The sequence below is a fragment of the Aurantimonas sp. 22II-16-19i genome (assembly GCF_002088275.1).
Taxonomy (GTDB): domain Bacteria; phylum Pseudomonadota; class Alphaproteobacteria; order Rhizobiales; family Rhizobiaceae; genus Jiella.
The window spans coordinates 183,882-208,420 of sequence record NZ_AQQS01000001.1; the positions used below are offsets into that span (position 1 = coordinate 183,882).

The 24,539-nt window shown below is 68.2% G+C and carries 22 protein-coding genes; 12 read left to right on the forward strand and 10 right to left on the reverse strand.

Going from position 1 to position 24,539, the window contains the following annotated elements; translation table 11 throughout:
- Positions 1 to 71: 71 nt before the first annotated feature.
- Positions 72 to 509 (reverse strand): NUDIX hydrolase, encoded by a 438-nt coding sequence (locus tag ATO4_RS00890; protein ID WP_083589510.1) that lies wholly within the window; start codon positions 507 to 509, stop codon positions 72 to 74.
- Between the two features lie 449 nt (positions 510 to 958).
- On the opposite strand from ATO4_RS00890, the gene ATO4_RS00895 reads away from it, so the two are divergent.
- The 12 genes from ATO4_RS00895 (at position 959) to ATO4_RS00950 (ending at position 13,559) form a co-directional block, all read left to right on the forward strand.
- Entirely contained in the window at positions 959 to 1,615 is a 657-nt protein-coding gene (locus ATO4_RS00895; RefSeq protein WP_083589511.1) for a cytochrome c3 family protein, read from the forward strand.
- Positions 1,612 to 4,575, forward strand: coding sequence for a 4Fe-4S dicluster domain-containing protein (locus ATO4_RS00900; RefSeq protein ID WP_083589512.1), 2,964 nt, complete (start codon positions 1,612 to 1,614; stop codon positions 4,573 to 4,575). The genes ATO4_RS00895 and ATO4_RS00900 overlap by 4 nt, the downstream gene beginning before the upstream one ends.
- Positions 4,572 to 5,960, forward strand: coding sequence for an NrfD/PsrC family molybdoenzyme membrane anchor subunit (gene nrfD / locus ATO4_RS00905; protein ID WP_245308496.1), 1,389 nt, complete (start codon positions 4,572 to 4,574; stop codon positions 5,958 to 5,960). Before ATO4_RS00900 ends, nrfD begins: the two co-directional genes overlap by 4 nt.
- Positions 5,957 to 6,508, forward strand: coding sequence for a DUF3341 domain-containing protein (locus ATO4_RS00910; protein WP_083589513.1), 552 nt, complete (start codon positions 5,957 to 5,959; stop codon positions 6,506 to 6,508). The genes nrfD and ATO4_RS00910 overlap by 4 nt, the downstream gene beginning before the upstream one ends.
- Positions 6,509 to 6,687: 179 nt before the next feature.
- Entirely contained in the window at positions 6,688 to 7,275 is a 588-nt protein-coding gene (locus ATO4_RS00915) for a cytochrome c (RefSeq protein ID WP_245308497.1), read from the forward strand.
- Positions 7,272 to 8,354 carry a hypothetical protein gene (locus ATO4_RS00920; RefSeq protein ID WP_083589514.1) on the forward strand — a complete coding sequence of 361 codons (1,083 nt, stop codon included), beginning with the start codon at positions 7,272 to 7,274 and terminating at the stop codon, positions 8,352 to 8,354. The genes ATO4_RS00915 and ATO4_RS00920 overlap by 4 nt, the downstream gene beginning before the upstream one ends.
- Positions 8,351 to 8,932: a hypothetical protein gene (locus ATO4_RS00925; protein ID WP_083589515.1), complete on the forward strand. Its 582-nt coding sequence runs from the start codon at positions 8,351 to 8,353 to the stop codon at positions 8,930 to 8,932. The genes ATO4_RS00920 and ATO4_RS00925 overlap by 4 nt, the downstream gene beginning before the upstream one ends.
- The gene (locus ATO4_RS27570; protein WP_083589516.1) at positions 8,929 to 9,801 is read left to right on the forward strand and encodes an SCO family protein; all 873 of its coding nucleotides are present in this window, start codon (positions 8,929 to 8,931) and stop codon (positions 9,799 to 9,801) included. Before ATO4_RS00925 ends, ATO4_RS27570 begins: the two co-directional genes overlap by 4 nt.
- Complete coding sequence (gene coxB / locus ATO4_RS00935) at positions 9,794 to 10,738, forward strand: cytochrome c oxidase subunit II (RefSeq protein WP_083589517.1); 945 nt, start codon at positions 9,794 to 9,796, stop codon at positions 10,736 to 10,738. The genes ATO4_RS27570 and coxB overlap by 8 nt, the downstream gene beginning before the upstream one ends.
- Positions 10,739 to 10,808: 70 nt before the next feature.
- The gene (gene ctaD, locus ATO4_RS00940; RefSeq protein WP_139802206.1) at positions 10,809 to 12,419 is read left to right on the forward strand and encodes a cytochrome c oxidase subunit I; all 1,611 of its coding nucleotides are present in this window, start codon (positions 10,809 to 10,811) and stop codon (positions 12,417 to 12,419) included.
- Positions 12,412 to 13,146 (forward strand): cytochrome c oxidase subunit 3, encoded by a 735-nt coding sequence (locus tag ATO4_RS00945; RefSeq protein WP_083589519.1) that lies wholly within the window; start codon positions 12,412 to 12,414, stop codon positions 13,144 to 13,146. The genes ctaD and ATO4_RS00945 overlap by 8 nt, the downstream gene beginning before the upstream one ends.
- Positions 13,143 to 13,559, forward strand: a complete 417-nt coding sequence (locus ATO4_RS00950; protein ID WP_083589520.1) for a hypothetical protein — start codon at positions 13,143 to 13,145, stop codon at positions 13,557 to 13,559. The genes ATO4_RS00945 and ATO4_RS00950 overlap by 4 nt, the downstream gene beginning before the upstream one ends.
- A gap of 112 nt (positions 13,560 to 13,671) precedes the next feature.
- On the opposite strand, the gene ATO4_RS00955 is transcribed toward ATO4_RS00950, so the two are convergent.
- The 9 genes from ATO4_RS00955 to ATO4_RS00995 form a co-directional block, all read right to left on the reverse strand.
- Positions 13,672 to 15,006: an FAD-binding oxidoreductase gene (locus ATO4_RS00955; RefSeq protein WP_083589521.1), complete on the reverse strand. Its 1,335-nt coding sequence runs from the start codon at positions 15,004 to 15,006 to the stop codon at positions 13,672 to 13,674.
- A gap of 31 nt (positions 15,007 to 15,037) precedes the next feature.
- Positions 15,038 to 15,925 carry an ABC transporter permease gene (locus ATO4_RS00960; RefSeq protein ID WP_083589522.1) on the reverse strand — a complete coding sequence of 296 codons (888 nt, stop codon included), beginning with the start codon at positions 15,923 to 15,925 and terminating at the stop codon, positions 15,038 to 15,040.
- A 13-nt stretch (positions 15,926 to 15,938) separates the two neighbouring features.
- A complete protein-coding gene (locus ATO4_RS00965; RefSeq protein ID WP_083589523.1) occupies positions 15,939 to 16,889 on the reverse strand; it encodes an ABC transporter permease in 951 nt (316 codons plus the stop codon).
- Between the two features lie 112 nt (positions 16,890 to 17,001).
- Positions 17,002 to 18,672 carry a peptide ABC transporter substrate-binding protein gene (locus ATO4_RS00970; protein ID WP_083589813.1) on the reverse strand — a complete coding sequence of 557 codons (1,671 nt, stop codon included), beginning with the start codon at positions 18,670 to 18,672 and terminating at the stop codon, positions 17,002 to 17,004.
- 40 nt (positions 18,673 to 18,712) lie between these two features.
- A complete protein-coding gene (locus tag ATO4_RS00975) occupies positions 18,713 to 20,044 on the reverse strand; it encodes an FAD-binding oxidoreductase (protein ID WP_083589524.1) in 1,332 nt (443 codons plus the stop codon).
- A 2-nt stretch (positions 20,045 to 20,046) separates the two neighbouring features.
- Positions 20,047 to 20,742, reverse strand: coding sequence for an SDR family NAD(P)-dependent oxidoreductase (locus tag ATO4_RS00980; RefSeq protein WP_083589525.1), 696 nt, complete (start codon positions 20,740 to 20,742; stop codon positions 20,047 to 20,049).
- A gap of 4 nt (positions 20,743 to 20,746) precedes the next feature.
- Positions 20,747 to 21,253 carry a MarR family transcriptional regulator gene (locus ATO4_RS00985; RefSeq protein ID WP_083589814.1) on the reverse strand — a complete coding sequence of 169 codons (507 nt, stop codon included), beginning with the start codon at positions 21,251 to 21,253 and terminating at the stop codon, positions 20,747 to 20,749.
- Positions 21,254 to 21,513: 260 nt separating this feature from the next.
- Positions 21,514 to 23,145, reverse strand: a complete 1,632-nt coding sequence (locus ATO4_RS00990) for an ABC transporter ATP-binding protein (protein WP_083589815.1) — start codon at positions 23,143 to 23,145, stop codon at positions 21,514 to 21,516.
- A gap of 200 nt (positions 23,146 to 23,345) precedes the next feature.
- Complete coding sequence (locus tag ATO4_RS00995) at positions 23,346 to 24,530, reverse strand: acetate/propionate family kinase (RefSeq protein ID WP_083589526.1); 1,185 nt, start codon at positions 24,528 to 24,530, stop codon at positions 23,346 to 23,348.
- Positions 24,531 to 24,539 lie beyond the last annotated feature (9 nt).

The following is a 24,539-nucleotide window of genomic DNA, read 5'->3' on the forward strand; positions in this document are numbered from 1 at the left end:
AACCGCGGCCTGTGACAACCCGGCGGGTACCAACACCCGCACCGCAACCGCGCCCTGCCGCCTCGCCGGGATCAGGTCCTGCGATCGACGGACAGATCGAGGATCGCCGGGGTCGATCGCAGCAACGCCTTCAGATCACGCTCGTCGACCAGATCCGCCGCCACGCCGGGGCAATGCCACTGGCGTTGACGCTCGTCCATTTCCGGCCATTCGTCCCGCAGGCCCGCAACGGAAAGCGGATAGACGCGGACCCGGCAGGGAACCTCTCCGTCCTTGTCGTAGTCGTATTCGCCGACGGCCTTCTTCCCGATCTTCCCGTCGATGCCGGCTTCCTCGAAGGCCTCGATCTTCGCGGCTTCGTAGAGACGCCGCCCCTTCATCGGCCAGCCCTTCGGCAGCACCCAGCGCCCGGTATCGCGGGAGGTGACGAGAAGCAGCTTCAGCTCTCCGTGCGGATCGATCCAGTACGGCAAGGCCGCCACCTGCCGCCGACGCTTCTGCTTCTTCATGCGCTCTCTGCCAGCCTGATTGTCCGCCCCGATCATCATATGGACTTACCGAAGACGGGGAAGCCATAAAGCGGTTTAAGCCCAAACGTTTTCATCGAGGCAATCGATCCGCCTCGCGCTGTCGCTCGCGCAAAGGCTTCGTGGTCGGCTCGACGGCCGCCCTCTGCGGCCCGGCACCTGCCACGCGAGACTGGCGCCGCGAAATCCAACGAAGGGGCGAAACGATGCCACGGCCCTTCCCTTGCGCCATCTGCTCCGCCTCCGGCCGCTGCCTCTTCGGCACCTGCCGGAAACCGGCCGCCTGCCTCGTGCGCCGTCCGAGAGGCAGGATCGATACCCGCGACTGCACTTCCCGGTGCAGGAAGGCGATCGGCAATTGCCGGTTTGCAGAACGTCTCTAGACTTGATGAACAAGGCAAACGGAGACGCGTGGACAGAGGGGGCGGGTCTTGGCGCAAATCTTCCGGCAGCGCGCCAACCTGTTCCTGCCGGTCGCGCTGCTCGGCATGGCAGGGACCCTCGCGCTTCTCGCGATCTCGGGCTTCGCCTATGTGCGCTCCAGCTACTATACCGGCGTCGGGGACTATGTGGAGCAGCCGGTTCCGTTCTCCCACAGGCACCATGCGGGCGAACTCGGCCTCGACTGCCGCTATTGCCACACCCAGGTCGAGAAGGCGGCGTTCGCAGGCCTGCCGCCGACCGAGACCTGCATGACCTGCCATTCGCAGCTCTGGACCAACGCCGAGATGCTCGCCCCGATCCGGGTCAGCCTCGCCACCGACACGCCGATCCGCTGGACCCGCGTCCACGACCTCGCCGACTACGTCTATTTCGATCACTCGGTCCACGTGACGAACGGCGTCGGCTGCTCGTCCTGCCACGGCGATGTCAGCGACATGCCGCTGATCGCCAAGGCCGAGCCGCTGTCGATGAGCTGGTGCCTCGACTGCCACCGCGACCCGGCCAGGAACCTCCGGCCGGAGAGCGAGATCTTCAACACGGCCTGGCAGAAGCCCGCCGACCAGGAGGAGAAGGGCGCCATCCTTCAAAAGCACTACGGCATCCGGCCCGATCATCTCACCGACTGCTCCGTGTGCCACCGATGAGCGGCACGGGCGACGCAGGGTTTCGGCCGCGCGAGGCGGCGGTGGGCGAGACGGCCGGGGTCCTGCCGAGGGAGGACGGCGAGCTTCTGGCGTCCGCCCGGCAGGGATTCGATCGCCGGTCGGTGCTGAAGTTCCTCGGGATTTCCGCCGCGCTGCCCTTCGCCGCCTGCAGCGCGCCCTATGAGGAGATCGTTCCCTATGTCGAGATGCCGGAGGGGCTGGTCGCCGGGCAGGCGCAATACTTCGCCACCGCTTTCGACCTCAATGGCGTCGCCACCGGGCTTCTCGCCGAAAGCCACGAGGGCCGCCCGACCAAGATCGAGGGCAATCCCGACCACCCCAATTCCATGGGGTCCACAGACGCCTTCCATCAGGCGATGGTGCTGTCCCTCTACGACCCCGGCCGCGCCTCGCTGGTCCGCCAGGAAGGCCGGCTCACCACCTATGGGGTCTTTCTCCAGGAACTGAACCGGCGCCGCACGGAATGGACCCGTACCGGCGGCGAAGGTCTGGCGATCCTTGCCGGAGAAAACAGCTCGCCGACGAGCGAACGCCTGCTGGAGAGCCTCGCCCGAAGCTATCCGAAGATGCGGCAGGTGGTGTTCGAGCCGATCTCACGGGAAAATCAGCGCCGGGGCGTCGCGGCGGCCTTCGGCGCGCCCGGCCGGGTGCATCTCATGCCGGGCGAGGCGAGCGCCTTCGTCTGCCTCGACCACGACATTCTCGGTCCCGGCCCCGAGCAGGTGCGGCTGTCGCGGGGCGTGATCGCCCGGCGCCGGGTCCGGGCCGGATCGACGACCATGGCGCCGCTCCTCGTCGCCGAGCCGGTGCTGACGGCGACGGGCGGCACCGCCGACGACCGCCTCGCCTGCCGGCGCAGCCGTATCCCCGTCCTCGCCTCGGCGATCGCGGCTCGGCTCGGGGTGCCCGGCGTCAGCGACACGGGGCGACTGAACGCGCGCGAGACGCGCTTTGCCGAAGCCGCTGCCAAAGCCCTGCGCGACGCCGGCGCAAATGCCCTGCTGACGGTCGGCGAGGCGCAGCCGCCGACGGTCCATGCCGTCGTCCACCGGGTCAACGCCCATCTCGGTTCGCTTGGCAGAACGGTGTCGATCCTGCCGTCGCGGCGTCTGGAACCGGATCTGGAAGCATTGGCGGAGCTCACCCAGGCGATGGCGGCGGGCACGATTTCCGACCTCTTCATCCTCGGCGTCAATCCGGTCTATTCTGCCCCCGCCGACATCGCCTTCGAGGACGCGCTCGGGACGGTCCCCTTCTCCGCCCATCTGTCGCTCTACGAGGACGAGACCAGCGAGACGTGCCGCTGGCACGTACCGCAGCTGCATCCCCTGGAGGAATGGGCGGACGGGCGCACGGCGACGGGGCTCGCCTCGATCGTCCAGCCGCTGGTCTCGCCGCTCTACGAGGGGCATTCGCCGCTCTCCGTCCTCGCCGCAATCGGCGGGCAGATCAACCTCACCGCCCACGAGATCGTCACCGCCTATTGGCAGGAGCGCTTCGAGCGCGGCGACGTCGGCAACGGCAGCGAGAGCTTCGAGACGTTCTGGCGCGAGGCACTGGCGCGAGGCACCATCGAGGGGACAGACCGCGAAACAGGTGAGGCTCCCACCCTGGCCCCGTCGCCCACGCCGGCGGCAACGATCGAGGTGCCGGACATCGACGGCTTCGAGGCGGTCTTTCTTCCCGATCCCTCGGTCTGGGACGGCCGCTTCTCCAACAATGCCTGGCTGCAGGAGTTGCCCCGACCGATCACCAAGGAGGTCTGGGGCAACGCGGCGGCGATGAACCCGAAGGACGTCGAGGCGCTGGGCATCGGCGATGGCGGCCTCGTCACCCTCACGCCATCCGGCTCCGGCGGCCCGGAAGCGAGGCCGGTGCTGATCCCGGTGATCTCCGTGCCCGGCATCGCCCGCGGCACGATCGGCCTCGCCCTCGGCTACGGCCGGCGCTTCGGCTCCATCGCCCGCGGCATCGGCGCCGATGTCGGCCCGCTGCGCGTTTCGGGCGCCCTGTGGATGCGCCCGGTCGATTGCAGCGCGACCGGCGCCTCGGTGGAACTCGCCCTCACCCAGCACACCCATCAGATGCACGGCCGCGAGATCGTCCGGGAAGTCGCCTTGTCGGAGCTCGCCGCAACGGATCTTTCGAACGAGGCCGAGGTCCCGCCGACGCTCTATCCGGAGTTCCCCCGCGGCCCCTACGAATGGGCGATGGTCATCGACCAGACCGCCTGCATCAACTGCTCGGCCTGCGTCGTCGCCTGCCAGGCCGAGAACAACGTGCCGGTGGTCGGGCCGGCGGAAATCCGCCGCGGCCGCGACATGCACTGGCTGCGCATCGACACCTATTACACCGGCGAGGACGAGGCCATCTCCACCGCCTCGCAGCCGGTGCCCTGCATGCATTGCGAAAAGGCCCCCTGCGAGCCGATGTGCCCGGTCGAGGCGTCGATCCACGATTCGGAAGGCCTCAACGTCCAGGTCTACAATCGCTGCATCGGCACCAGGGACTGCCAGGCCAACTGTCCCTACAAGGTCCGCCGCTTCAACTTCTTCGCCTACAACAACGGCCAGGAATTCGCCGATCTCGGCGACCCGATGGTGCATGCCGTCCACAATCCCGACGTGACGGTCCGCGCCCGCGGCGTCATGGAGAAATGCACCTACTGCGTCCAGCGCATCTCCGGCGCCAGGCGCGAGGCGAGCCGCGAGGATCGCACGATCGCCGAGGGCGAAGTCGTCACCGCCTGCCAGCAGGCCTGCCCGACCGAGGCGATCAGCTTCGGCAACCTCTCCGAGGCCGGCTCCAGCGTCAACGCGCTGAGGCGCGAGCCGCACCACTACGCACTCCTGGAAGAACTCGGCACCCGGCCGCGCACCACCTACCTCGCCCGGGTGACCAACCGGGTGAGCGGCGAGACCGGGCAGGAGGGCGAATGAGCGACGCGCCTCTTTCCGGCCACGACCTGATCGCCGAGCACGGCCGCACCCGCGACGGCCTGATGCCGGCCGAAATGGGCTATCGCTCGATCACCGACGAGGTGGCCGGTGCCGTCTTCGCGAGGCCGACGCGGCTGTGGATGGCGCTGGTCGGCGTGTCGTTTCTCGGCGTCATCCTGCTCGTCGTCTCGATCTGGGTGCTGCTTGCCGAAGGCGTCGGCATCTGGGGCATCAATTCCGACGTCGTCTGGGGCTATGCCGTCGCCAACTACGTCTGGTGGATCGGCATCGGCAATGCCGGCACGCTGATCTCGTCGATGCTGCTCCTCACCCGGCAGAAGTGGCGCGCCTCGATCAACCGCTACGCCGAGGCGATGACGCTGTTCGCGGCCTCGATCGCCGGCCTCTTCCCGCTGCTGCATGTCGGCCGGCCCTGGCTCGTCCACTTCATGACGCCCTATCCGAACACCATGGATCTGTGGCCGCAATGGCGCTCGCCGCTCGTCTGGGACATGTTCGCGATCGCCTGCTACATCCTGTTTTCGCTGCTGTTCTGGTACACCGGGCTGATCCCCGATCTGGCCACCCTGCGCGACCGGGCGAAGACGCGCTTCGTCAAGGCCGCCTACGGGCTCTTCGCCCTCGGCTGGACCGGCTCGTCGCGCCAGTGGCGGGCCTTCGACGCCTATTATTACGCCATGGCCGCCCTCGGCGTGCCGCTGGTCATCTCGATCCATTCGGTCGTCGGGCTCGACTATGCCGCGACGCTGATGCCCGGCTGGCAGGAAACGATCTTCCCGCCCTATTTCGTCGTCGGCGCGATGTTCTCCGGCTTCGCCATGGTCGTGACGCTGACCATCCCGATCCGCTGGGGCCTCGGCCTCGAGGCCATCATCACCCGCAACCATCTCGACGCCATGGCCAAGATCATGCTGTTCGGCGGGCTGGTGATGACCTTCTCCTATTCGTTCGAGTGGTTCAACGCCTGGTACACTGGCAACGAGGTCGACCGCACCCATGTCGTCGCCCAGTTCACCGGCCAATACTGGTGGCTCTACTGGCTGATGCTCGCCTGCAACGGCGCGGTGCCGCAGCTCTTCTGGTTCCGCCTCTGCCGGCGCAACCTCGTGATCCTCTTCATCGCCGGCGTCCTGATCAATCTCGGCATGTGGCTGGAGCGCATCCTGATCAACATGAACACGCTGAGCCATGGCTTCCTGCCCGCGACCGATGCCAGCTACGCGCCCACTTTCTGGGACTGGTCGCTGTTTCTCGGCAGCTTCGGCCTGTTCTGTTTCCTGTTCTTCCTCTTCGCCAAGGTGATCCCGACCGCCTCTATCCACGAGATCCGCGAACTCGCCCACAGGGAGGGCGCGGCGCGATGACACCCCGGAAGCTGCTCGCCGAATTCTCCACCGCGGACGCGCTGACGGACGCCGTCAGGGCGATGGCGACGGCGCAGAAAGGTCGGCGCTTCGAGACCTACACGCCCTACTCCATCCCCGGCCTCGAGGAGATCGCCGCCGCGCAAGGGTCGCGGCCCTCGCCGGTGCGCACCGTCATGGTGATCGCCGCGGCGGTCGGCGCGGCCTTGATGTTCTTCCTGCAATACTGGTCGTCGGTGGAGGCCTATCCGTTCAACTCCGGCGGCCGTCCCTACAATGCCTGGCCGACCTTCATGCTGACGACCTTCGAGATCACCATCCTCTCGGCGGCGATCGGCGGCTTCGTCACCCTCGTCGTCACCGGCCGCCTCGGCAAGCTCTACAACCCGGTCTTCGACTGGGACGGCATCGAGCGCGCCAGCGACGACCGCTTCATGCTGGAGGTCGAGCTCGATCCCGAGAACAAGTCGGATCCGGTCGTCGATCGCGCCTTGAGTGATCTTCTCCGCCAGCACGGCGCCCTGTCGGTCCGGGAGCGGGTGGCATGAGATGGTCCGACTTCACCGCCTGCGCGCGTCATACCCCCCTCTGCCCTGCCGGGCATCTCCCCCACAAGGGGGGAGATCAGGCGGCGGCGACGTCTCCGAATCATCGATCTCCCCCCTTGTGGGGGAGATGCCGGCAGGCAGAGGAGGGTCCACCGCGTCCGGAAGACCCCGCGGCGACCTTGCGTGCGCTCCCCATCCTTTTCGCAACCCTCGCCCTCGCCTCCCTTGCCGCCTGCGAGCAGCAGAGCATGGAGACGCAGCCGAAGCTGAAGGCCTATTCCAGCGCCGCCGCCTTCGAGGACGACGCCGAGGCGCGCAAGATCCCCTTCGGCACCGTCGCGCGCAACGCGCCCGCCCGCATCGCCGCGCTTGCGACGCGGCCGCCGGTGGATGCCGCGCTGCTGCTGCGCGGCCAAGAGCAATACGGGATCTACTGCACGCCCTGCCATGGCCTGGCCGGCCATGGCGACGGCATCATCGTCGAGCGCGGCTTCCCGCAGCCGCCCTCCTACATGGAGCCGCGGCTCCTCGCCGCCGATCCGCGGCATTTCGTCGACGTCATCACCGACGGCTGGGGCGTGATGTATTCCTATGCCGCCCGTGTCGAGCCGCGCGATCGCTGGGCCATCGCCGCCTATATCCGCGCGCTGCAGGTGTCCCAGACCGGCGTGCCGCGGGACGTCGCGGCGGTGGGCGCTGCGGACGAGCCCCTGGGCAAGCCCGAAGCGGGCGATGCCCTGCCACGCGGCCAGGAGGGTGCGCAATGACCCTGTCAGGCTGGATCCAGCGCAATCTCGGCGCCAACACCCCGGTCTCGCTGCGGCTGTTCGGGCTGGTCGCGCTGCTCCTCGTCGCGCTGGCGCTGCTGTTTCCCGCCGCCCTCGCGAGAGGATTCGTCGCCGGCTGGATCGTCGCGATCTCCGCCGGCATGGGAGCGAGCATCCTCGTCCACACCCACCGCCTCACCCGCGGGCGCTGGGGCGAGGCGGCCCGGCCGACGCTCGAAAGGCTGGCCGCGACGGTGCCCTTCGTCGCCATCCTCGGCCTCGTCGTGATCCTCGTGCAGCCGCTGGTCTGGCCGTGGGCGGACGGCAGCGGCCTTGCCGAAAAGCCCGACGTGGCGAGCCTCTACCTCAATCCCGTGCTCTTCGGCGTCAGGACGGTCGTCATCCTCGCCGGCTGGTCGATCGTCGCCATTCTGGCGGCCGGCTTCGGACCACAGGGTCGTCTCGCCAGCGGCTTCTCCATCGCCTTCTACGCGATCTCGGTCCATTTCGCCTCGATCGACTGGATCATGTCGCTCGAGCCGCACTGGTCGTCGACCACCTTCGGGGCGATGTTCGCGATCACCCAGATCGCCCTCGCCCTCGGCCTTCTCGTCGTCGCCGACGCCGGGGGATCGCCGGGCCCGCGCGACGATCTGGCCAAGCTGCTGCTCACCGCGATCCTCGGCCTTGCCTACATGCAGTTCATGCAGTTCCTGGTGCAGTGGTCCGGCAACCTGCCGGAGAAGATCGCCTACTACGTCCTGCGCGGCGAATTCGTCTGGCGATCGGTGGCGATCCTCGCCGCGCTGCTCGCCGCCTCTGCCTTCGCCATCCTCAGCCGCACGGCGCTTCGCCGCGACGCGGCCGCGATGCGCATCGCGGCCGACTGCGCGCTGGCCTTCCTCGTGCTCTTCCTGTTCTTCGAATTCGCCCCGCCCTTCCGCGACCCGGTCAGCGCCTTCTTCTGCCTCGCGGCGATCCTCGGCGCCCTGGCCGCGATGCTGGCCCTGACGATGGCATCCATGCGCAGCAACGACCGGTCGCCCCTCGCCCCCCTACGACGGGAGGTCCCGCGATGAGCGGCGAAGCCCCGGCCCCGCAGCAGCTCTCGCCGGACGTTGCGGCCCGGCCGATCGTCCTCGCGATGGCGCTGGCCTTTGCGGCGGCGCTGACCGTCATGACGCTCCTGGCGCTGGCCTTCTGGTACAATCTCGGCTCGTTTCCCACCGACATGAGCGAACAGGCGACGCAGGACTTCCCGGCCCCCCGGCTGCAGATCGTTCCGAGCCTCGACCTGCACCGGTCGCGCGAAAGCGGCGAGGCGGCGCTGACGCGGCAGGCGCGCGTGCCGATCGCCGAGGCGATGCGGCTGGTCGCCGCCCGGCCGGACCCTTACGCCCCGCTCATCGCCGACACCGAGGTGCCCGACGATGCCGGGCGCCGCGCCATGCGGGCGCAGACGACGCAGCGGCCGGCCGGCAGCCGGTCCTTCGACGCTGGCGCACGCACCGGCGCGATGAGCCCGGCTGCCGAAGGCGGCCCGCCGCCCTCGCTTCCCGGCCTCAGCACCGACAAGACGCGGGTTCCGGCCGAAACGCTCCAGGGAACGCCGAACTACGTGCCCCTCCCCAACGAGAATTCGGGGGTGGAGCGATGACGCCCCGCCGCGATCGCCTTTCCCGGATCTGGCTCGCCGCCACCATCGCCGGCGCGCTCTTCGTGCCGCAGGCGCTGGGCGTGCCGCAGGCGCTGGCGGGCCTCACAAGGGACGAGTTGTCCTCCGTCGGCTTCAGCGTCCGGCCGGGCGCCGCCCTGCCCCTCGACGCAGTCCTCACCGACGCCGGCGGAGCGACGCGGTCCCTCGGCGAGCGGCTCGCCGGCAGGCCCGGCCTCGTCGCCTTCGTCGACTTCACCTGCACGACCATCTGCGGCGTCGCGGCCAATGTCCTCGCCCGTTCCGAACAGGCCCTTGCCGACAGCGGCGGGCTCGACCACCGGACCCTCGTCGTCGGCTTCGACGCCCGCGACACGGGGAGGGATCGCGACGCCTGGCTCGCCGGCAACCCGGAAGCGGCAAGCCTCGGTCGTGGCGCCATCCTGTCGGGCGATCAGGCGGCGACGGCGCGCCTCGTCGAGGCCTCCGGCCTCAGAACCGTCTACGATCCCGAGCACGACCAGTTCGCCCACCCGGCCGGCGCGCTCCTCGTCGACACCGAGGGACGCGTCGTGCGATCCCTCGACCTCGTCTCGCTGGAGCCCGAGACGCTGCGCTCGGCGCTGATCGAGGCCTCCAACGGCACGGCGGGCAGCTTCGTCGAGCGGGCCATCCTCTCCTGCTATGGCTGGGACGCCGAGACCGGGCGCTACAAGCCGCTGATCGACGGCGCCCTGATGGCCGGCTGCCTGACCACCCTCGGCGCGACCGCGGGCTTCGTCGGCTTCATGCTGCTGCGCGACCGGCGCCGCAACGATCGCGCGTCTTCCGATGAGGCCGGGGAGGCCGGGCAGGAGGGCGGCCATGGGTGAAGTCGAACTCTTCCTTCCCGCCGCGTCCTCCGAGGCCGTCTCCACCGACGGCAAGCTGCTCGGCCTCATCGTCATCTCCGGGCTGATCACCCTCCTCGTCGCCAGCCTCATCGGCATCTTCGCCGTGCGCTACCGGCGCGGCTCGAAGGCCACCCGCAAGCGGCTGCCGACCTGGTTCTCCAAGGACATCGAGACGGTGTGGACGCTGGCCACCGCCGGTCTGTTCGTCGCCATCTTCGCCTGGGCGGCCTCCCAGGACTTCGCCCTCGCCGTCCCCCCCGCGCGGTCGACGCAGATCCATGTCGTCGGCAAGCAGTGGATGTGGAAGGTCGAGCATTCGGGCGGCCAAAGGGAGATCAACGAGCTGCACGTGCCGGCCGGAGAGACGATCGAACTCGTCCTCAACAGCCAGGACGTGATCCACTCCTTCTATGTCCCGGCGTTCCGGCTGAAGCAGGACGTGGTCCCCGGCCACACCCAGCACATGCGCTTCAACCCCACCGAGATCGGCACCTATCACCTGTTCTGCGCCGAATATTGCGGCACGCAGCATTCGGCGATGATCGGCCGCGTCGTGGTGATGTCGAAGGAAGACTATGCCGACTGGCTGACCCGCCAGCCAGAGGGCGACGACCTGCAGGAGGACGGCCGGCGGCTGTTCGTCTCCAAGGGCTGCGCCGGCTGCCACTACGGCTCGTCCAAGGTCCGCGCGCCCCGCCTCGCCGGCGTCTACGGTTCGTCGGTCCCGCTGGCGGACGGCCAGGTCGTGACGGCCGACGATCAATATATCCGCGACTCGATCCTGCAGCCGAGGCGCGACATCGTCGCCGGCTTCGAGCCGATCATGCCGAGCTTTGCCGGCGCCCTCACGGAGGGCGAGCTGGTCAGCCTGACAGCCTATATCCGCAGCCTCGCCGTCGACGAGACGGCCCGATGAGGGGAAACCGATGAGCGACATCCCCTACAGAGACGTCGACACCGAGGACGAACTGCCCGGCGGCCAGGTCATGGAGACCAGCTATCTCGGCGAGAAATTCTCGATCTGGTCGTGGCTGACCACCACCGACCACAAGCGGATCGGCGTCCTCTACCTGATCTCGACGACGTTCTTCTTCTTCATCGGCGGCGCCGCGGCGACGATGATCCGGCTGGAACTGTTCACGCCGGCGGGCGACCTCCTCACCGACGACGGCTACAACAAGGTCTTCACCCTGCACGGCGTGGTGATGGTCTGGTTCTTCCTCGTGCCGGTCATCCCCTCGGTGCTCGGCAACTTCCTGATCCCGCTGATGCTGGGTGCCAAGGATCTCGCCTTCCCGCGCCTCAACCTGATCTCCTGGTACCTCAACATCCTCGGCGGCGCCTTCGCCGTGTGGGCGTTGCTGGCCGGCGGGGTGGACACCGGCTGGACCTTCTACACGCCCTATTCCACGGCCTTCGCGAACACCCACGTCTCGCTGACGGCGATCGGCGTGTTCATCGCCGGCTTCTCGACGATCGCCACCGGCGTGAACATGATCGTCACCGTCCATACGATGCGCCCGCCCGGCATGGGCTGGTTCCGCATGCCGCTGTTCGTCTGGGCGATCTACGCCACCAGCCTGATCATGCTCCTGTCGACGCCGGTGCTCGCCATGGTGCTGACGCTGCTGGTGACGGAGCGGCTCCTCGGCCTCGGCATCTTCGATCCGAGCCGCGGCGGCGATCCGATCCTGTTCCAGCACCTCTTCTGGTTCTACTCGCACCCCGCCGTCTACATCATGATCCTGCCGGGCATGGGCGTCGTGACGGAGGTCATCACCTGTTTCTCCCGGCGGCGGGTCTTCGGCTATGCGGCGATGGTCTATGCGCTGCTCGCCATCGCGGTGATCGGCTTCTTCGTCTGGGGCCACCACATGTTCACGTCGGGCCAGTCGATGTATGCGAGCCTGACCTTTTCCTTCCTGTCCTTCCTCGTCGCCGTCCCCTCGGCCATCAAGGTGTTCAACTGGATCGCCACGATGTATCGCGGCCAGATCACCTTCGAGGCCTCGATGCTCTATGCGATGGGCTTCGTCGGCCTGTTCACCATGGGCGGCCTGACCGGCCTGTTCCTCGCCTCGGTGCCGGTCGACCTGCATCTCCACGACACCTATTTCGTCGTCGCGCATTTCCACTACATCATGGTCGGCGGCATGGTGTCGGCCTTCTTCGCCGGCCTGCATTTCTGGTGGCCGAAGATCACCGGCCGGCTCTATCCGGAGGTGGCGGCCCAGATCGCCGCCCTGCTGATGTTCTTCGGTTTCAATCTGACCTTCTTCCCGCAATACATCCTCGGCAATATCGGCATGCCGCGGCGCTACCATGCCTATCCGGAGGCGTTCCAGGTCTGGCACGTCCTGTCCTCGGCCGGTGCCGTCATCCTCGCCGCCGCCTATCTGATGCCGTTCGGCTATCTGCTGTGGTCGCTGGTCTGGGGCCGCCGCGCACCGGAAAACCCTTGGCGCGCCAAGGGGCTGGAATGGCTGACGAGCTCGCCGCCGCCCAAGCACAACTTCCTGACCAATCCGAAGGTCGAGGGCGACGTCTACGACTACCATCCGCCCCAGCAACCGCGGCGGGAGCCGAGCGATGACTGAGGCAGAGGTCGCCGCGCCGCATCACGCGGATGGAGGGGAAGGCGCTGCCGGGTGGGGAGGGCGGCCCCCCGGGCGAGCCCGGGGGGCCGACGGGGCGAGCCCGGCCCTCGCCTCGCATTTCCACGACCTCCGCCAGCAGCACGCCGCGGCCGATCTCGGGCTGTGGATCTTCCTCGCGACGGAGATCCTGTTCTTCGGCGGCCTGTTCGCGGCCTATCTCGTCTACGCCCTGCTCTATCCGGCGGCGTTCCTCGAGGCCGCGGCCGAGACCGAGATCGTCATCGGCACGATCAACACCGCCCTGCTCCTCACCAGCGGGCTGACCGCGGCCTTGGCGGTGAAGGCGGCCGGCCTCGACATGCGCCGCAGCGTGACGGTGCTGGTCGCGGCAACCATCGCTCTCGGCGTCGTCTTCCTCGCCGCCAAGGGCTACGAGTACTGGCTCGACCTCGACCACCACCTCTATCCGACGAGCCCGGACTTTCCCCTCGCCGCACCCGCCGCCAGGCTGTTCTGGTCGCTCTACTGGATGATGACCGGGCTCCACGCCGTCCATATCCTCGTCGGGCTGGGCGTGTGGTCGGTCATCCTCGTCCAGACCTTTCGGGGGACGTTCTCGCTGACCGACAATTCGCGGGTGCGGATCGCCGGCCTCTATTGGGGTTTCGTCGACCTGATGTGGCTGTTCCTCTGGCCGCTGCTCTATCTGATGGGACGGGCGACATGAGCCGTGCCGACACCCACCGCGCCCCGCGGCGCATCGCCAGCCGAAACGACCGCGGCGCGGACCGGCAGGCGCTGCTGCCGCCGCTGCTGCCGGAACTCGCGGTCTATCTCGGCCTGTTCGCGCTGGCCGCGGTCTCGCTGCTCCTGGCCTTCTGGGGCGCCCTCGACGGGCTTGCCATCCTCGCCTGCCTCGCCGTCGCGGCCATCATGGCGTCGCTGGTGATGGTGTTCTTCATGCATCTGCGCACGGCGATGACGGTGATCGTGCTCGCGGGTCTCTCCGGCGTCGTCTGGCTGGTCATTCTCTTCGGCCTGACCCTGTCCGACTACCTCACCCGGCCCGGCGACTTCGGCACCTCGGTCGAGACGCCGACCGCCACCGAGAGGATGCGCAGCCCGCCTTCCGAACGGTGAGGAATCGGCATCCGGGCTCTCTTGCGAAAAGCGAAGACTTGGTCGCAAAACACCAAACCCATTGATCTTTTTTCGATCGCCCGGACGCAGATCCGACGGCCGCGCAGCTCCGTCACGGATGCGGCGGCAGCGGCGCCCCGGCGGCCTTGGCGGAGAGCCAGTCGCGGGCGCGATGGTAGCGCAGCGAGAGCTGCGGCCCGAACCCCATGTAGAAGGGCGCGGCGCGCTGCGGCTCCAGCCGCAGCGACAGGTCCCTGTCCGGGACTCCCATCGCCCATTCCGACAGGATCCCGCCGAGCATCGAGCCGGTCGGGACGCCGCGACCCGACAGGCCGGTGAGGCCGACGACGCCGGGCGCCAGATCGTAGAGCCGCGGCACCGTGCGGACCTGCATGTCGAGTTCGCCGAACCAGAGATACTCCCAGCGGATCGCCTCGGCGATCTGCGGGTGCAGCCATTTGAGCCGGTCGGTCAGGATCTTCCGCGTGAGGGTGAGATCGACGCCGCGCCGGCCCATCGGGAACATCGAGGCGACGATCCGCCCGTCGCGGTCGTATTTGTAGACGTAGATGTCGCCGCGACCGTCATGCATCGTCGTGTTCTGCGGCAGGACGTGCCGCCGCGTCTCCTCCGACAGCGGCTGGGTCGCCGCGACGAAGACGCGCATGATCCTGAACGTTTGGTCGAGCTTCGGCCAGCCGCCGACCGTATAGGCCCCCGTCGCGAAGATCACCTTGTCGGCCGAGACTGCGCCCTTGGGCGTCTCGACGCGCCAGCGGCCGGCCTCGCGCTCGACGGACTGCACCGGCGACGCGGTGAACAGCTTGCCGCCCTCCTGCATCACCGCGCGGGCGAGCCCCCTTGCATAGCCGAGCGGATTGAGATGGCCGCCCTCCTCGTGCAGCCAGCCGCCCATCAGGCGCGGCGAGCCGGTGATCGCCTGCGCCTCCTTCGCCCCGAGAAGCTTCGTTCTGGCACCGACGGCGTTGTATTCCTCGACCTTGTGCTCGAGCGTGCGGATGTTCGCGGGCTGCAGGGCGCCCATCACATAGCCGTTCTGCTGCCACTCGCAGCCGATCTGGTAGTCGCGGATCATCGCCGCGACCTTGTCGTTCGCCCGGGTCTGGCGCTGGATCAGGCGCTCGGCCCATGGCTCGCCGAGCATCCTGCGCAATTCGCCCAGCGAGTAATGGGTGAAGGTCGGGGTGCAGTGGCCGGCATTGCGGCCCGATCCGCCGAAGCCGGCCTCCTGCGCCTCGACGACGACGACCGAGACGCCCTTCCTGGCAAGCTCCAGCGCCGTGGTCAGGCCGGTATAGCCGGCCCCGACGATGCAGACATCGGCGGCGACGGTCTCCTCCAGCTGCCGCGTCGCGGGCGCCGCCTCGGCGGTGGCGAACCAGAGGGAGGCCTCGAAGGGCGAGAAGCGCGGCTCGGCTGTCCTCAAGGCGATGTCTCCCCCTCCGTGTGGTCCCGGGTCACGCGATGTCGCTGCGGGCGTCGAGGGCGTCGCGCAGGCCGTCGCCGACGAAGTTGAAGCCGGTGACGGCCAGCGTGATGGCGACGCCCGGGACGATCGCCAGCCACGGCGCCGAATCCAGATATTGCTGCGCCCCGTTGAGCATGTTGCCCCAGCTCGGCAGCGGCGGCTGGATGCCGTAGCCGAGGAAGCTGACATAGGCTTCGAGCAGGATCGCCCGGGCGACGGTGAGCGTCGCCGCGACGATGATCGGCCCGATGGCGTTCGGCAGCAGCTCGCGGAACATGATCTGGCTGTTGGAGAGGCCCAGCGTCCTCGCCGCCATGATGAAGTCCCGTTCCCGCAGCGACTTGATCTCGGCCTCGACGATCCGCGTGATCTCCATCCAGCTCGTCGCGGCGATGATCAGCGTGATCATGATCGGGCTCGGCTTGATGAAGGCGGCCAGCGCGAGCAGCAGGAAGATGCTCGGAAAGGACAGCATCGCGTCGACGAAACGCATCAGCACCGCGCCGATCCTGCCGCCGTAATAGCCGGCGACGATGCCGATCAGGCTGCCGAAGACGGTGGACATCAGCATGGCGGCGAAGCCGACGAGCAGCGAGATGCGGCCCGCCATGAACAGCCGGGCGGCAAGGTCGCGGCCGAGCGGGTCGGTGCCGAAGATGTGGGAGCCGGTCATGGGCGGCGCGAAGCGTGCGCGCAGGTCGATGTAGAGGTCGTCGAAGGGCAGGAGAAACGGCCCGATGACGCAGGCGAGCACCAGGAGGACGATGATCGCCAGCCCGAACAGCGCCAGGCGATGACGCAGGAAGCGCTTGACCGCGCGCCGCTGCCACCAGCGCTGCGTCGGGGCGGGATCGGCCTTGAATGCCATGTCGGTCATGTGCCTCGCCCCCTCAGCCGAGCCGGATGCGCGGATCGATGATGGCGACCGCCACATCCGCCATGAGATTGCCGATCAGGACGAGGATCGCCGACAGCATCAGGAGGCCCATGACAACGGGATAATCGCTGTAGCCGAGGCTATCGAGGAACAGCCGGCCCATGCCGGGCCAGGTGAAGACGGTTTCCGTCACCAGCGCTCCCCCGAGGATCGTCGGCAGCTGCAGGCCGAGCAGCGTGATCATCGGCACCAGCGCGTTGCGCAGGATGTGGCGGGTCAGGACGGCCCAGCGGGTCAGCCCCTTGGCCTTGGCCGTGCGCACGAAATCCTGGTTCATCACGTCGAGCACCGCCGTGCGCATGTAGCGGCTCCAGACGGCGACGTTGACGAGGGCGAGCACCAGGCTCGGCATGATCAGGTGCACCGCGTAGTCGAGCACCGAGCCGTCGCCGATGGTGTACATGTTGCCGGCCGGCAGCCAGCCGAGGCGCAGCGCGAAGAGATAGATGGCGATCAGGCCGAACCAGAAGGTCGGGATCGACAGCGCCACCATCGCGCCGACGGTCGCGGCATAGTCGAAGATCGAGTAGCGCTTCAAGGCTCCCAGAACGCCGATCCATGTGCCGATCAGCACCGAGATGACCGTCGAGGTGCCCATCAAGAGCAGCGTTGCCAGGAGATGGTCGTAGATGACCGAGAGCACCGGCTGGTTGTCGCGGTAGGAGCGGCCCCAGTCGCCCTGGAGAAGCCGGGTGAACCACTCCCAGTACTGGACCGGCAGCGGTCGATCGAGGCCCATCTGCTGCGCGATGCGGGCGAGCTGCGCCTGCGTCATGCCGGGCGTCAGCGCGAATTGCGACAGCGGGCCGCCGGGAGCCAGCGTCAGCACGGCAAAGCCGATCATCGAGACGATGACGAGGAGAACGAGGCTCTGCCAGAGCCGTCCGAAGAGAAAGCGCAGCATCGGCAAGTTCGCTTCCGCAAGATCCGCACCGGGCCGCGAGAGCCAGGCGACGGGTTTGAAACTTGGAGCGAGAGAGCCACGGCCGGCAGGCGCCGGCCGTGACGAGGAGGGGCTACTTGTTCCAGTACCAGGTGGCGACGTCCCAGCTGTCGATGCGCACGTTGATGTTCGGCACGACCCCGCCGACGTCGCTCTTGTGGCCGCGGACGGTGGCGTACTGGAACATCGGCAGGAACGGCAGGTCCTCGCGCACCACCTCCTGCAGCTTGGTGTAGGCGGCCTTGCGCTCCTCGGTGACGAAGGTCGATCCGCCGGCCTTCAAGAGCTTGCCGACCTCCTCGTTGTCATACTGCCAGGTGTTCTGACCGGCGCCGCCCTTGGCCGGGATCGAGGTCGGGGCGAGGTAGTTGGACACGTCCGGGTCGGAGCCGGTGAGGAAGTTGATGCCGACGACGACGGAATCGAACTTCGACATCATCCAGTAGTCGCCCCACATCACCGCCGGCGGCAGGTTCGAGATCGACATGTCGACGCCGATTTCCTTGAACGACTGCTGGATGAACTGCTGGGCCTGTTCGCGGATGTGGTTGCCGGCAGTGGTGGAATTGGTGAAGGCGAGTTTCACCCCGTCCTTCTCGCGGATGCCGTCGCTCCCGAGCTTCCACCCGGCCTCGTCGAGCAGGCTCTTCGCCTTGTCCGGATTGTATTCCTGCTTCGGCAGGTCGGCGTTGTAGTAGGCCGACTGCTGCGGCATGAAGGTCTCGGTCGGCGACGGCAGCCCGTAATAGAGCGCGTCGATGATCGTCTGCTTGTCCAGCGCGGCATAGAGCGCCTGGCGGACCTTCGGATCCTGGAACTGCGGACGCTCCATGTTGAACGACAGGGATTCCACCGTGGCGGTGGGGACGACGGCGACCGTCTTGCCCTCGAGATCCTTGGCCTCCTGATACTTGTCCGGCGTGATCCACTGCAGCCCGACCACGTCGATGTCGCCGGTCTTGAACTGGGTGTAGAGGACGGTGAGGTCGGGGATGTACTTGTAGATCAGCCGCTCGAGATACGGCCCTTCGCCGAAATAGTCGGTGTTGGCCTCGAGCGTGATGTGGTCGCCCGCCATCCGCTCGACCCACTTGAACGGTCCGGTGCCGACGGGGGCGTTGTTGTAGGGCGCATTGTTCTTGTCGGCCTCCGCCCCGAGAATGTGTTTCGGCACGATGAAGGTTGCGGCGAGGATCGAGGGATAGGGCGCGTAGGGGCTCTTCAGGTCGAAGGTCAGCTCGGTCGGCGAGACGACCGTCAGGTTCTCGACCAGCTCATGGCCGTCGCGCCGCCAGGAGCGGAAGTCCGGATCGACCAGGAGCTCGATGGTGAACTTGACGTCCTCGGCGGTGAACGGCGCGCCATCATGCCACTTGACGTCGTCGCGCAGCTTGATCTTCCAGTGGAGCCCGTCCTGCGAGATGCCGCCATTCTCGACGCTCGGCACTTCCGTGGCGAGGGAGGGCTGGAACTCGCCCTTGTCGTCGACGATGAACAGGGGATCGAAGACCGAAAAGTGGATGCCCTCGTCCACCTCGATATGCGGCATGTGCGGGTTGAAGACGGTCGGCTCCTGGGAGAATCCGACGATCACCTGGCCGGTCGGCTCGGAGGGTGGAGCGGCCATGGCCGAGCCCTTGCCGAACAGCCCCGGGACGGCGAGCCCCGCGGCCGAGGCGCCCATGAGCGAAAGAACCCGGCGCCGCGACGGGCGGCTCCACGACGGGAAATGCTGGTCTGCCATGTCCATGATCCTTCTGGTTGCCGAGGGGAAGTCAGGATGGTCAAAAGCCGCTGTCCGGTCGCACCGTCGATCCGTCGGTGAAGCGGGAGAAGCGGAATTCATGCGGATCGACGACCGGCGTGCGGTTCGTGACGATGTCGGCCATCAGCCGACCCGCGCCCGGCCCGATGCCGAAGCCGTGGCCGGAAAAGCCGGTGGCGACGTGGAAGCCGGGGATCTGGTCGATCGCCGAGATGACCGGAATGGCGTCCGGCGTCACGTCGATCCGGCCGCCCCAGTGCTGGTCGACCTCGGCCTTTGCAAAGGCCGGGAAGGCGCGGGCGAGTTCGGTCAGCGCCTTCTGCGTCATGCGCTTTTCGGGCTTGGGATCGAGCACGCGGCAGTATTCGAAGGGGCTCGCTTCGTCGAGCGACCATTTTTTCGGCGTCCGCGCCTCCTCGAGGAAGCGCGAGGAAAGCCGGAAATTCAGCGAGTTCCAGTCCTCGCGCAGCGCCGGCAGGAAGCGCCGGGCATAGCGGAAGGAGTTCGGCACGATGTCGACGACGTTCTCGTGGCCGCAGGCGATGGTGTAGCCGCCATCCTTGCGCTTGCGGCAGGCGAAGCCCTTCGCCCAGATCGCCTGGTCGGGGCCGCCCTCCAGCGGCTTGGTGCGCAGGACCGAGGCGAGCACCGTCAGTTGCGGCAGGTCGAGGCCGTAGAGCCCGCAGAAGAGGTTCGACCAGGCGCCGCCGGCCAGCACCACGGAGGAGCAGGCGATCCGCCCGCGCTCGGTGACGACCCCCGACACCCGGCCACCGCTGGTCTCGATGCCGCGCACGGCGCATTCGGTCAGGATCGCCGCGCCCCTGTCGCGGGCCGCCTCGGCGATCGCCGGGGCGGCGATCTGCGGCTCGGCACGCCCGTCGGCGGGAGTGTAGAGCGCACCCTTCACGGCGAACTGGGCCTCCGGATACATCGCCTTGAACTCGTCCGGGCTCAGCATCCGCGACTCGATCTGCCACGGCTCCAGGTGGCGGATCCAGCGTGTGTAGTTCTCGACGTCCCTGTCGCTCTCGCAGGTGAAGACGATGCCGGACCGCGTATAGCCGGTGGCACGGCCGGTGCGCCGGTCGATGTCCTTCCACAGGCGCAGGGCCTCGGCCATCAGCGGCACCTCGCGCGGGTCGCGGCGGGAGATGCGCACCCAGCCCCAGTTGCGGCTCGACTGCTCCTGGCCGATGCCGCCCTTTTCGCAGAGGGCGACGCTGACGCCGCGCTCGGCGAGTTCGAGGGCGGTCGATACACCGATGATGCCGCCGCCGATGACGACGACGTCGACGGCTTCCGGCAGTTCGAGATCGCCGTGGACGGGGGTTACGAAGGGGCCGGGCATTGTCAGTATTGCTCCTCGAGCTGGCAGTTCACGGCGAATTCGGCGACGCTCGCCGTATTGGAAAGGCCGATCAGCATGGCGATGATGTCGGCGAGTTCGTCCGGGTCGGTCATCGCCCCGGGTTCCCGATCGGTGATCGCGCGGGCCATGTCGGTGGCGACGAAGCCCGGGCAGACGGCGGTGGCGCGGATGCCGCGGTCAAACCCCGCCTGGCGGATGCCGTGGGCGAGAGCCACTGCGGCGAACTTGGTCATGGAGTAGAGGCCGGACTTGTCGGACTTCACCCGCTTGCCCGACAGCGAGGCGAGGATGATGACCCGGCCGCGGCCGCTGGCGGCCAGCGGTTCGAATGCGGCCTTCGCCAGCCGGCGGGGCGCCTTGACGTTGACGGCCAGCATCGCGTCGAGGTCTTCGTCCTCCGCCTCGATGACCGATTTCGGGATCATCAGACCGGCATTGGCGACGACCGCGTCGATGCGGCCGAAGCGCTCCACGGCCTGCGCCACCCATGCCGCCTCGCCTCCGGCCACCGCGTCATAGGCACAAAGATGCGTTCGTTCGGGATCGACCCCTTGGAGCATGGCCGGTTGGCGCATCCCGAGGGAGAGGCTCCAGCCGTCCCGCGAGAGGCGCCTGGCGACCGCCTGCCCGATGCCGCGGCTCGCTCCCGAGATCAACGCTACCGGCCCCTGTCTCACGCCATCATCCCCTCGCCTGCCTGCTCTTGACCACGCGCCAGTAGATGCCGCGCAGAAGATCGATCACCTGAGCGTATTCCTCGTCCGACATGTCGTGGAAGAAGTCGCGGGACTGACGGACGATCGCCTTGACCTCGGCCGCCAGTGTCTCGCCCTTGTCGGTCAGGTAGAGGGCCTGCACCCGGCCGTCCTCGCCGCGGCCGGTCTCGCGGCGGATGAGGCCGTGCCTGTGCATGTCGTCGAGGATCCGCGCCATGGCCGAGCGATCCTTCATCGCCGCGCTGGCGATGATCGACGGGCGGATGCCGGGATGGCGACCGATAAGGAAGAGCGCGGTGATCTTGCCGGTGCCCCGCGCCACCTCCATCCCGCCGAGGCGGGCATCGAGGTCGCGGGTGACGGCGAGGTTCAGAGAGCGGATGAAGAAGCTCAGCGTGTCGTCGAGGACGCCGAGATCGACATCTTCGACCCGCGTCACCGCCGTCTTCGAACCGCTTTCTCCAGCCGTCATGTCGCGGCTCCGAAGCATGGGAGGGAACGTCGATCCCGACTGCATGTCGGCCTCGGCATCAATCGTCTTCGCGGCTGACTATCGAAAATGTGGTGGACGATGTCAATCAATCTTGCCGCGATAAGCGGCGTTTCGCAATTTGCCTATTGATTGTGCGTTGCGAAGCGACGCCGTGCCGCCGGCGGCTTGTCGCCCCCTGGTTGTGCGGCTCGTTCGGCCGGCATGGAGCAAGTCGCGACGGTCGCCGGAAGCGGCTGCGGTCAGGCCGCGGCCTCCCAGCGCGCCCCCGGAATGGCGGCGACGAGGGTGCGGGTGTAGTCGTGCCGGGGCTCCCGGAAGACCTGCGCCGGCGGGCCCGCCTCGACCATGCGGCCGTTCTGCATGACGACGACCTCGTCGCAGATGCGGCTGGCGATGCGCAGGTCGTGGGTGATGAAGATCATCGCGAGCTTCATCTCGTCCTGGACCTCGGCGAGGAGATCGAGGATCTGCGCCTGGACGGACACGTCGAGGGCCGACACCGCCTCGTCGGCGATGATCAACTGCGGATCGAACATCAGGGCGCGTGCGATGCCGACGCGCTGGCGCTGGCCGCCGGAGAACTCGTGAGGATAGCGCTCGAAGGCCGACGGATCGAGCCCGACCCGGGACAGCAGCCGGTGGGCCCGCGCCTTCGCCTCACGGTAGCTTGTGCCGTGGGCCATCGGCCCCGCCGTCAGGATGCGGCCGACCGTCTGGCGCGGATTGAGCGAGGCGAACGGATCCTGAAACACCATCTGGATCAGCGGGCGGTGCCGGCGGAATTCGGCCTCCGGCATGCCCGCGACCTCCTGGCCGTTGAAGGTGATCGAGCCGCCGTCGGCGTCGAGGATCTTCATCAACAGGCGGCCGAGCGTCGACTTGCCCGAGCCGGATTCGCCGACGATGCCGACGGTCTCGCCCTTGCGGACGGTCAGGCTGACGTCGTCGACCGCCCTGACGACGCGGGGCGGGCGGAGGAAGCCGCCGGGCAGCCGGAAGGTCTTCTTCAGCCCGCTCGCGGCGATGACGACGGGCGCCTCGCTGGCGGCCAGCGCCTCGGCCTCGCTCATGCGCGGCACCGCGGCGATGAGACGCCGGGTGTAGGCGTGGGCCGGGGTGCCGAGGACCTCCGCCGCCGTGCCCTCCTCCACCAGCCGGCCCTTCTCCATGACGATCACCCGGTCGGCGATCTCGGCGACGACGCCGAAGTCGTGGGTGATGAACATCACCCCCATGCCCTGCTTGCGCTGGATGGTGCGGATGAGGTCGAGGATCTGCGCCTGGGTGGTCACGTCGAGGGCGGTGGTCGGCTCGTCGGCGATCAGCACCGCCGGCTCGAGCGCCAGCGCCATGGCGATCATCACCCGCTGGCGCTGGCCGCCCGAGAGCCGGAACGGATACTGCGTGCGGATGATCTCGGGATCGGGAAGCCCGACCTCGGTAAGGAGCTCGATGACGCGGGCCTGCGGATCGATGGTCCCGGCGAGCTTGTGCGCCTCGATCACCTCGGCGATCTGGTCGCCGATCCTCATCAAGGGGTTCAGCGCCGACAAGGGATCCTGGAAGACGATCGAGACGATCCGCCCCCGCAGGTCCCGCAGCTTTGCCGCGGGTGCCGCCAGAAGGTCCATGCCGCGCAGCATGATCCTGCCGCCGGTGACCGTCAGCGCGTCCGGCAGGAGACCCATGATGGCGTTGGCGGTGACCGACTTGCCCGAACCGGATTCGCCCACGATGCACAAGATCTCGCCAGCGGCGAGGTCGAAGGACACGTCCTCGACGGCAAAGCCCCGGTCCATGCCCGCCGGCAGAGAGACGGTCAGCTTTTCGACCTGGAGCAGCGGTTCGAGGGTGGTTCTGGCTTCGGACATCGCGCTCTCCAATCTCTCGCTTCCGGCGGATTGTTGCCGGTCGAGGACGAAAACGCAATTTCCGTACCAGCCGGGCACGGATCGAGGCGCAGCGGCGCCTCCCGGGGCGCCCGATCACCGTCTCGCGCAGCATGGGCAACCTGCCGTCGATCGCGGCGATCAGGCGGCCAGCCGCACCCGCGCCGGACCGTGAAGCGCCGTCAGGCGCGGGCCACGATCCGCCGCAGCGTGTGGCGGGCGATCACCTGCTCCTCGTCGGTCGGCACGACCAGCACCCTCACCCGGCTGTTCCCGGCGCTGACGCACGCCTCGCCGCGGGCGTTCGCATCCCCGTCGATCTCGACCCCCAGCCAGGCGAGCCGGGCGCAGATCGCCGCCCGCATCAGCGGCGAGTGTTCGCCGATGCCGCCGGTGAAGACGAGTGCGTCGAGGCCTTCCAGGCTGTTCGCCATCGCCGCCGTCTCGCGGGAGGCGCGGAAGGCGAAGAGATCGAGGGCCTCCTTCGCACGTGGATCCCCGCTCTGCGACAGCGTGCGCACGTCGCCGGAAATGCCGGAGACGCCGAGGAGCCCCGAGCGATGGTAGAGGAGATCCTCGAGTTCCCCCGCATCGAGGCCATGGACGCTCTGGAGATAGAGGAGGACGCCCGGATCGATCGCACCCGAGCGCGTGCCCATCACCAGCCCGTCCAGCGCCGAAAAGCCCATCGTCGTGTCGACGCTCCGGCCGTCCCGCATGGCGCAGAGGCTGGCCCCGTTGCCGAGATGGGCGACGACCACCCGCGAGCTGCAAAGCTCCGGTGCAACCTCCGCCAGCCGGCCGGCGACGAACTCGTAGGACAACCCGTGGAAGCCGTATTTTCGCACGCCCTCCGCTTCGAAACGGCGCGGAATGGCGTAGCGGCTGACCGGCGGCTCCAGATGGTGGTGGAAGGCGGTGTCGAAGCAGGCCACCTGGAGAAGCTCCGGCCGCATCGCCCGCATCTCGTGGACCGGCTCCAGCCCGCGCGGCTGGTGCAGCGGCGCCAGCGGCGTCAACCCTTCGAGGGCGGACAGGACGGCGTCGTCGATCACCGCCGGCTCGCTGAACACCATGCCGCCATGGACGATCCGGTGCCCGACGGCGACGAGCTCGCGGCCGCCGAGCCGCTCCTCGACCGCCTCGAACAGCGCGGCGAAGAGCTGTTCCAGGCGACGCTCGCCGGACGCGCCCGGATCGATGCGGAGCGGCTCGTCCCGGTCCGATAGGGAGAGCGCCGGCGCCTCCCCGGTATCGTCGACAGATCCCTTGGCGACGCGCCTGAGATCACCCGCGCCGGCCGCCTCGTAGAGGGCGAACTTGATGCTCGACGAACCGGCATTCAGCGCCAGGACGGCCTTCGTCACGATCGCTCC

What these genes read in the sequence shown, in the direction of transcription:
- ATO4_RS00985 (WP_083589814.1), bottom strand. Translation starts at nt 21,253, where the DNA reads ATGACGGCTGGAGAAAGCGGTTCGAAGACGGCGGTGACGCGGGTCGAA.
- ATO4_RS00960 (WP_083589522.1), bottom strand. Translation starts at nt 15,925, where the DNA reads ATGACCGACATGGCATTCAAGGCCGATCCCGCCCCGACGCAGCGCTGG.
- ATO4_RS00950 (WP_083589520.1), top strand. Translation starts at nt 13,143, where the DNA reads ATGAGCCGTGCCGACACCCACCGCGCCCCGCGGCGCATCGCCAGCCGA.
- ATO4_RS27570 (WP_083589516.1), top strand. Translation starts at nt 8,929, where the DNA reads ATGACGCCCCGCCGCGATCGCCTTTCCCGGATCTGGCTCGCCGCCACC.
- ctaD (WP_139802206.1), top strand. Translation starts at nt 10,809, where the DNA reads ATGGAGACCAGCTATCTCGGCGAGAAATTCTCGATCTGGTCGTGGCTG.
- ATO4_RS00945 (WP_083589519.1), top strand. Translation starts at nt 12,412, where the DNA reads ATGACTGAGGCAGAGGTCGCCGCGCCGCATCACGCGGATGGAGGGGAA.
- ATO4_RS00970 (WP_083589813.1), bottom strand. Translation starts at nt 18,672, where the DNA reads ATGGCAGACCAGCATTTCCCGTCGTGGAGCCGCCCGTCGCGGCGCCGG.
- nrfD (WP_245308496.1), top strand. Translation starts at nt 4,572, where the DNA reads ATGAGCGACGCGCCTCTTTCCGGCCACGACCTGATCGCCGAGCACGGC.
- ATO4_RS00900 (WP_083589512.1), top strand. Translation starts at nt 1,612, where the DNA reads ATGAGCGGCACGGGCGACGCAGGGTTTCGGCCGCGCGAGGCGGCGGTG.
- ATO4_RS00920 (WP_083589514.1), top strand. Translation starts at nt 7,272, where the DNA reads ATGACCCTGTCAGGCTGGATCCAGCGCAATCTCGGCGCCAACACCCCG.
- ATO4_RS00925 (WP_083589515.1), top strand. Translation starts at nt 8,351, where the DNA reads ATGAGCGGCGAAGCCCCGGCCCCGCAGCAGCTCTCGCCGGACGTTGCG.
- ATO4_RS00965 (WP_083589523.1), bottom strand. Translation starts at nt 16,889, where the DNA reads ATGCTGCGCTTTCTCTTCGGACGGCTCTGGCAGAGCCTCGTTCTCCTC.
- ATO4_RS00890 (WP_083589510.1), bottom strand. Translation starts at nt 509, where the DNA reads ATGAAGAAGCAGAAGCGTCGGCGGCAGGTGGCGGCCTTGCCGTACTGG.
- ATO4_RS00975 (WP_083589524.1), bottom strand. Translation starts at nt 20,044, where the DNA reads ATGCCCGGCCCCTTCGTAACCCCCGTCCACGGCGATCTCGAACTGCCG.
- ATO4_RS00990 (WP_083589815.1), bottom strand. Translation starts at nt 23,145, where the DNA reads ATGTCCGAAGCCAGAACCACCCTCGAACCGCTGCTCCAGGTCGAAAAG.
- ATO4_RS00910 (WP_083589513.1), top strand. Translation starts at nt 5,957, where the DNA reads ATGACACCCCGGAAGCTGCTCGCCGAATTCTCCACCGCGGACGCGCTG.
- coxB (WP_083589517.1), top strand. Translation starts at nt 9,794, where the DNA reads ATGGGTGAAGTCGAACTCTTCCTTCCCGCCGCGTCCTCCGAGGCCGTC.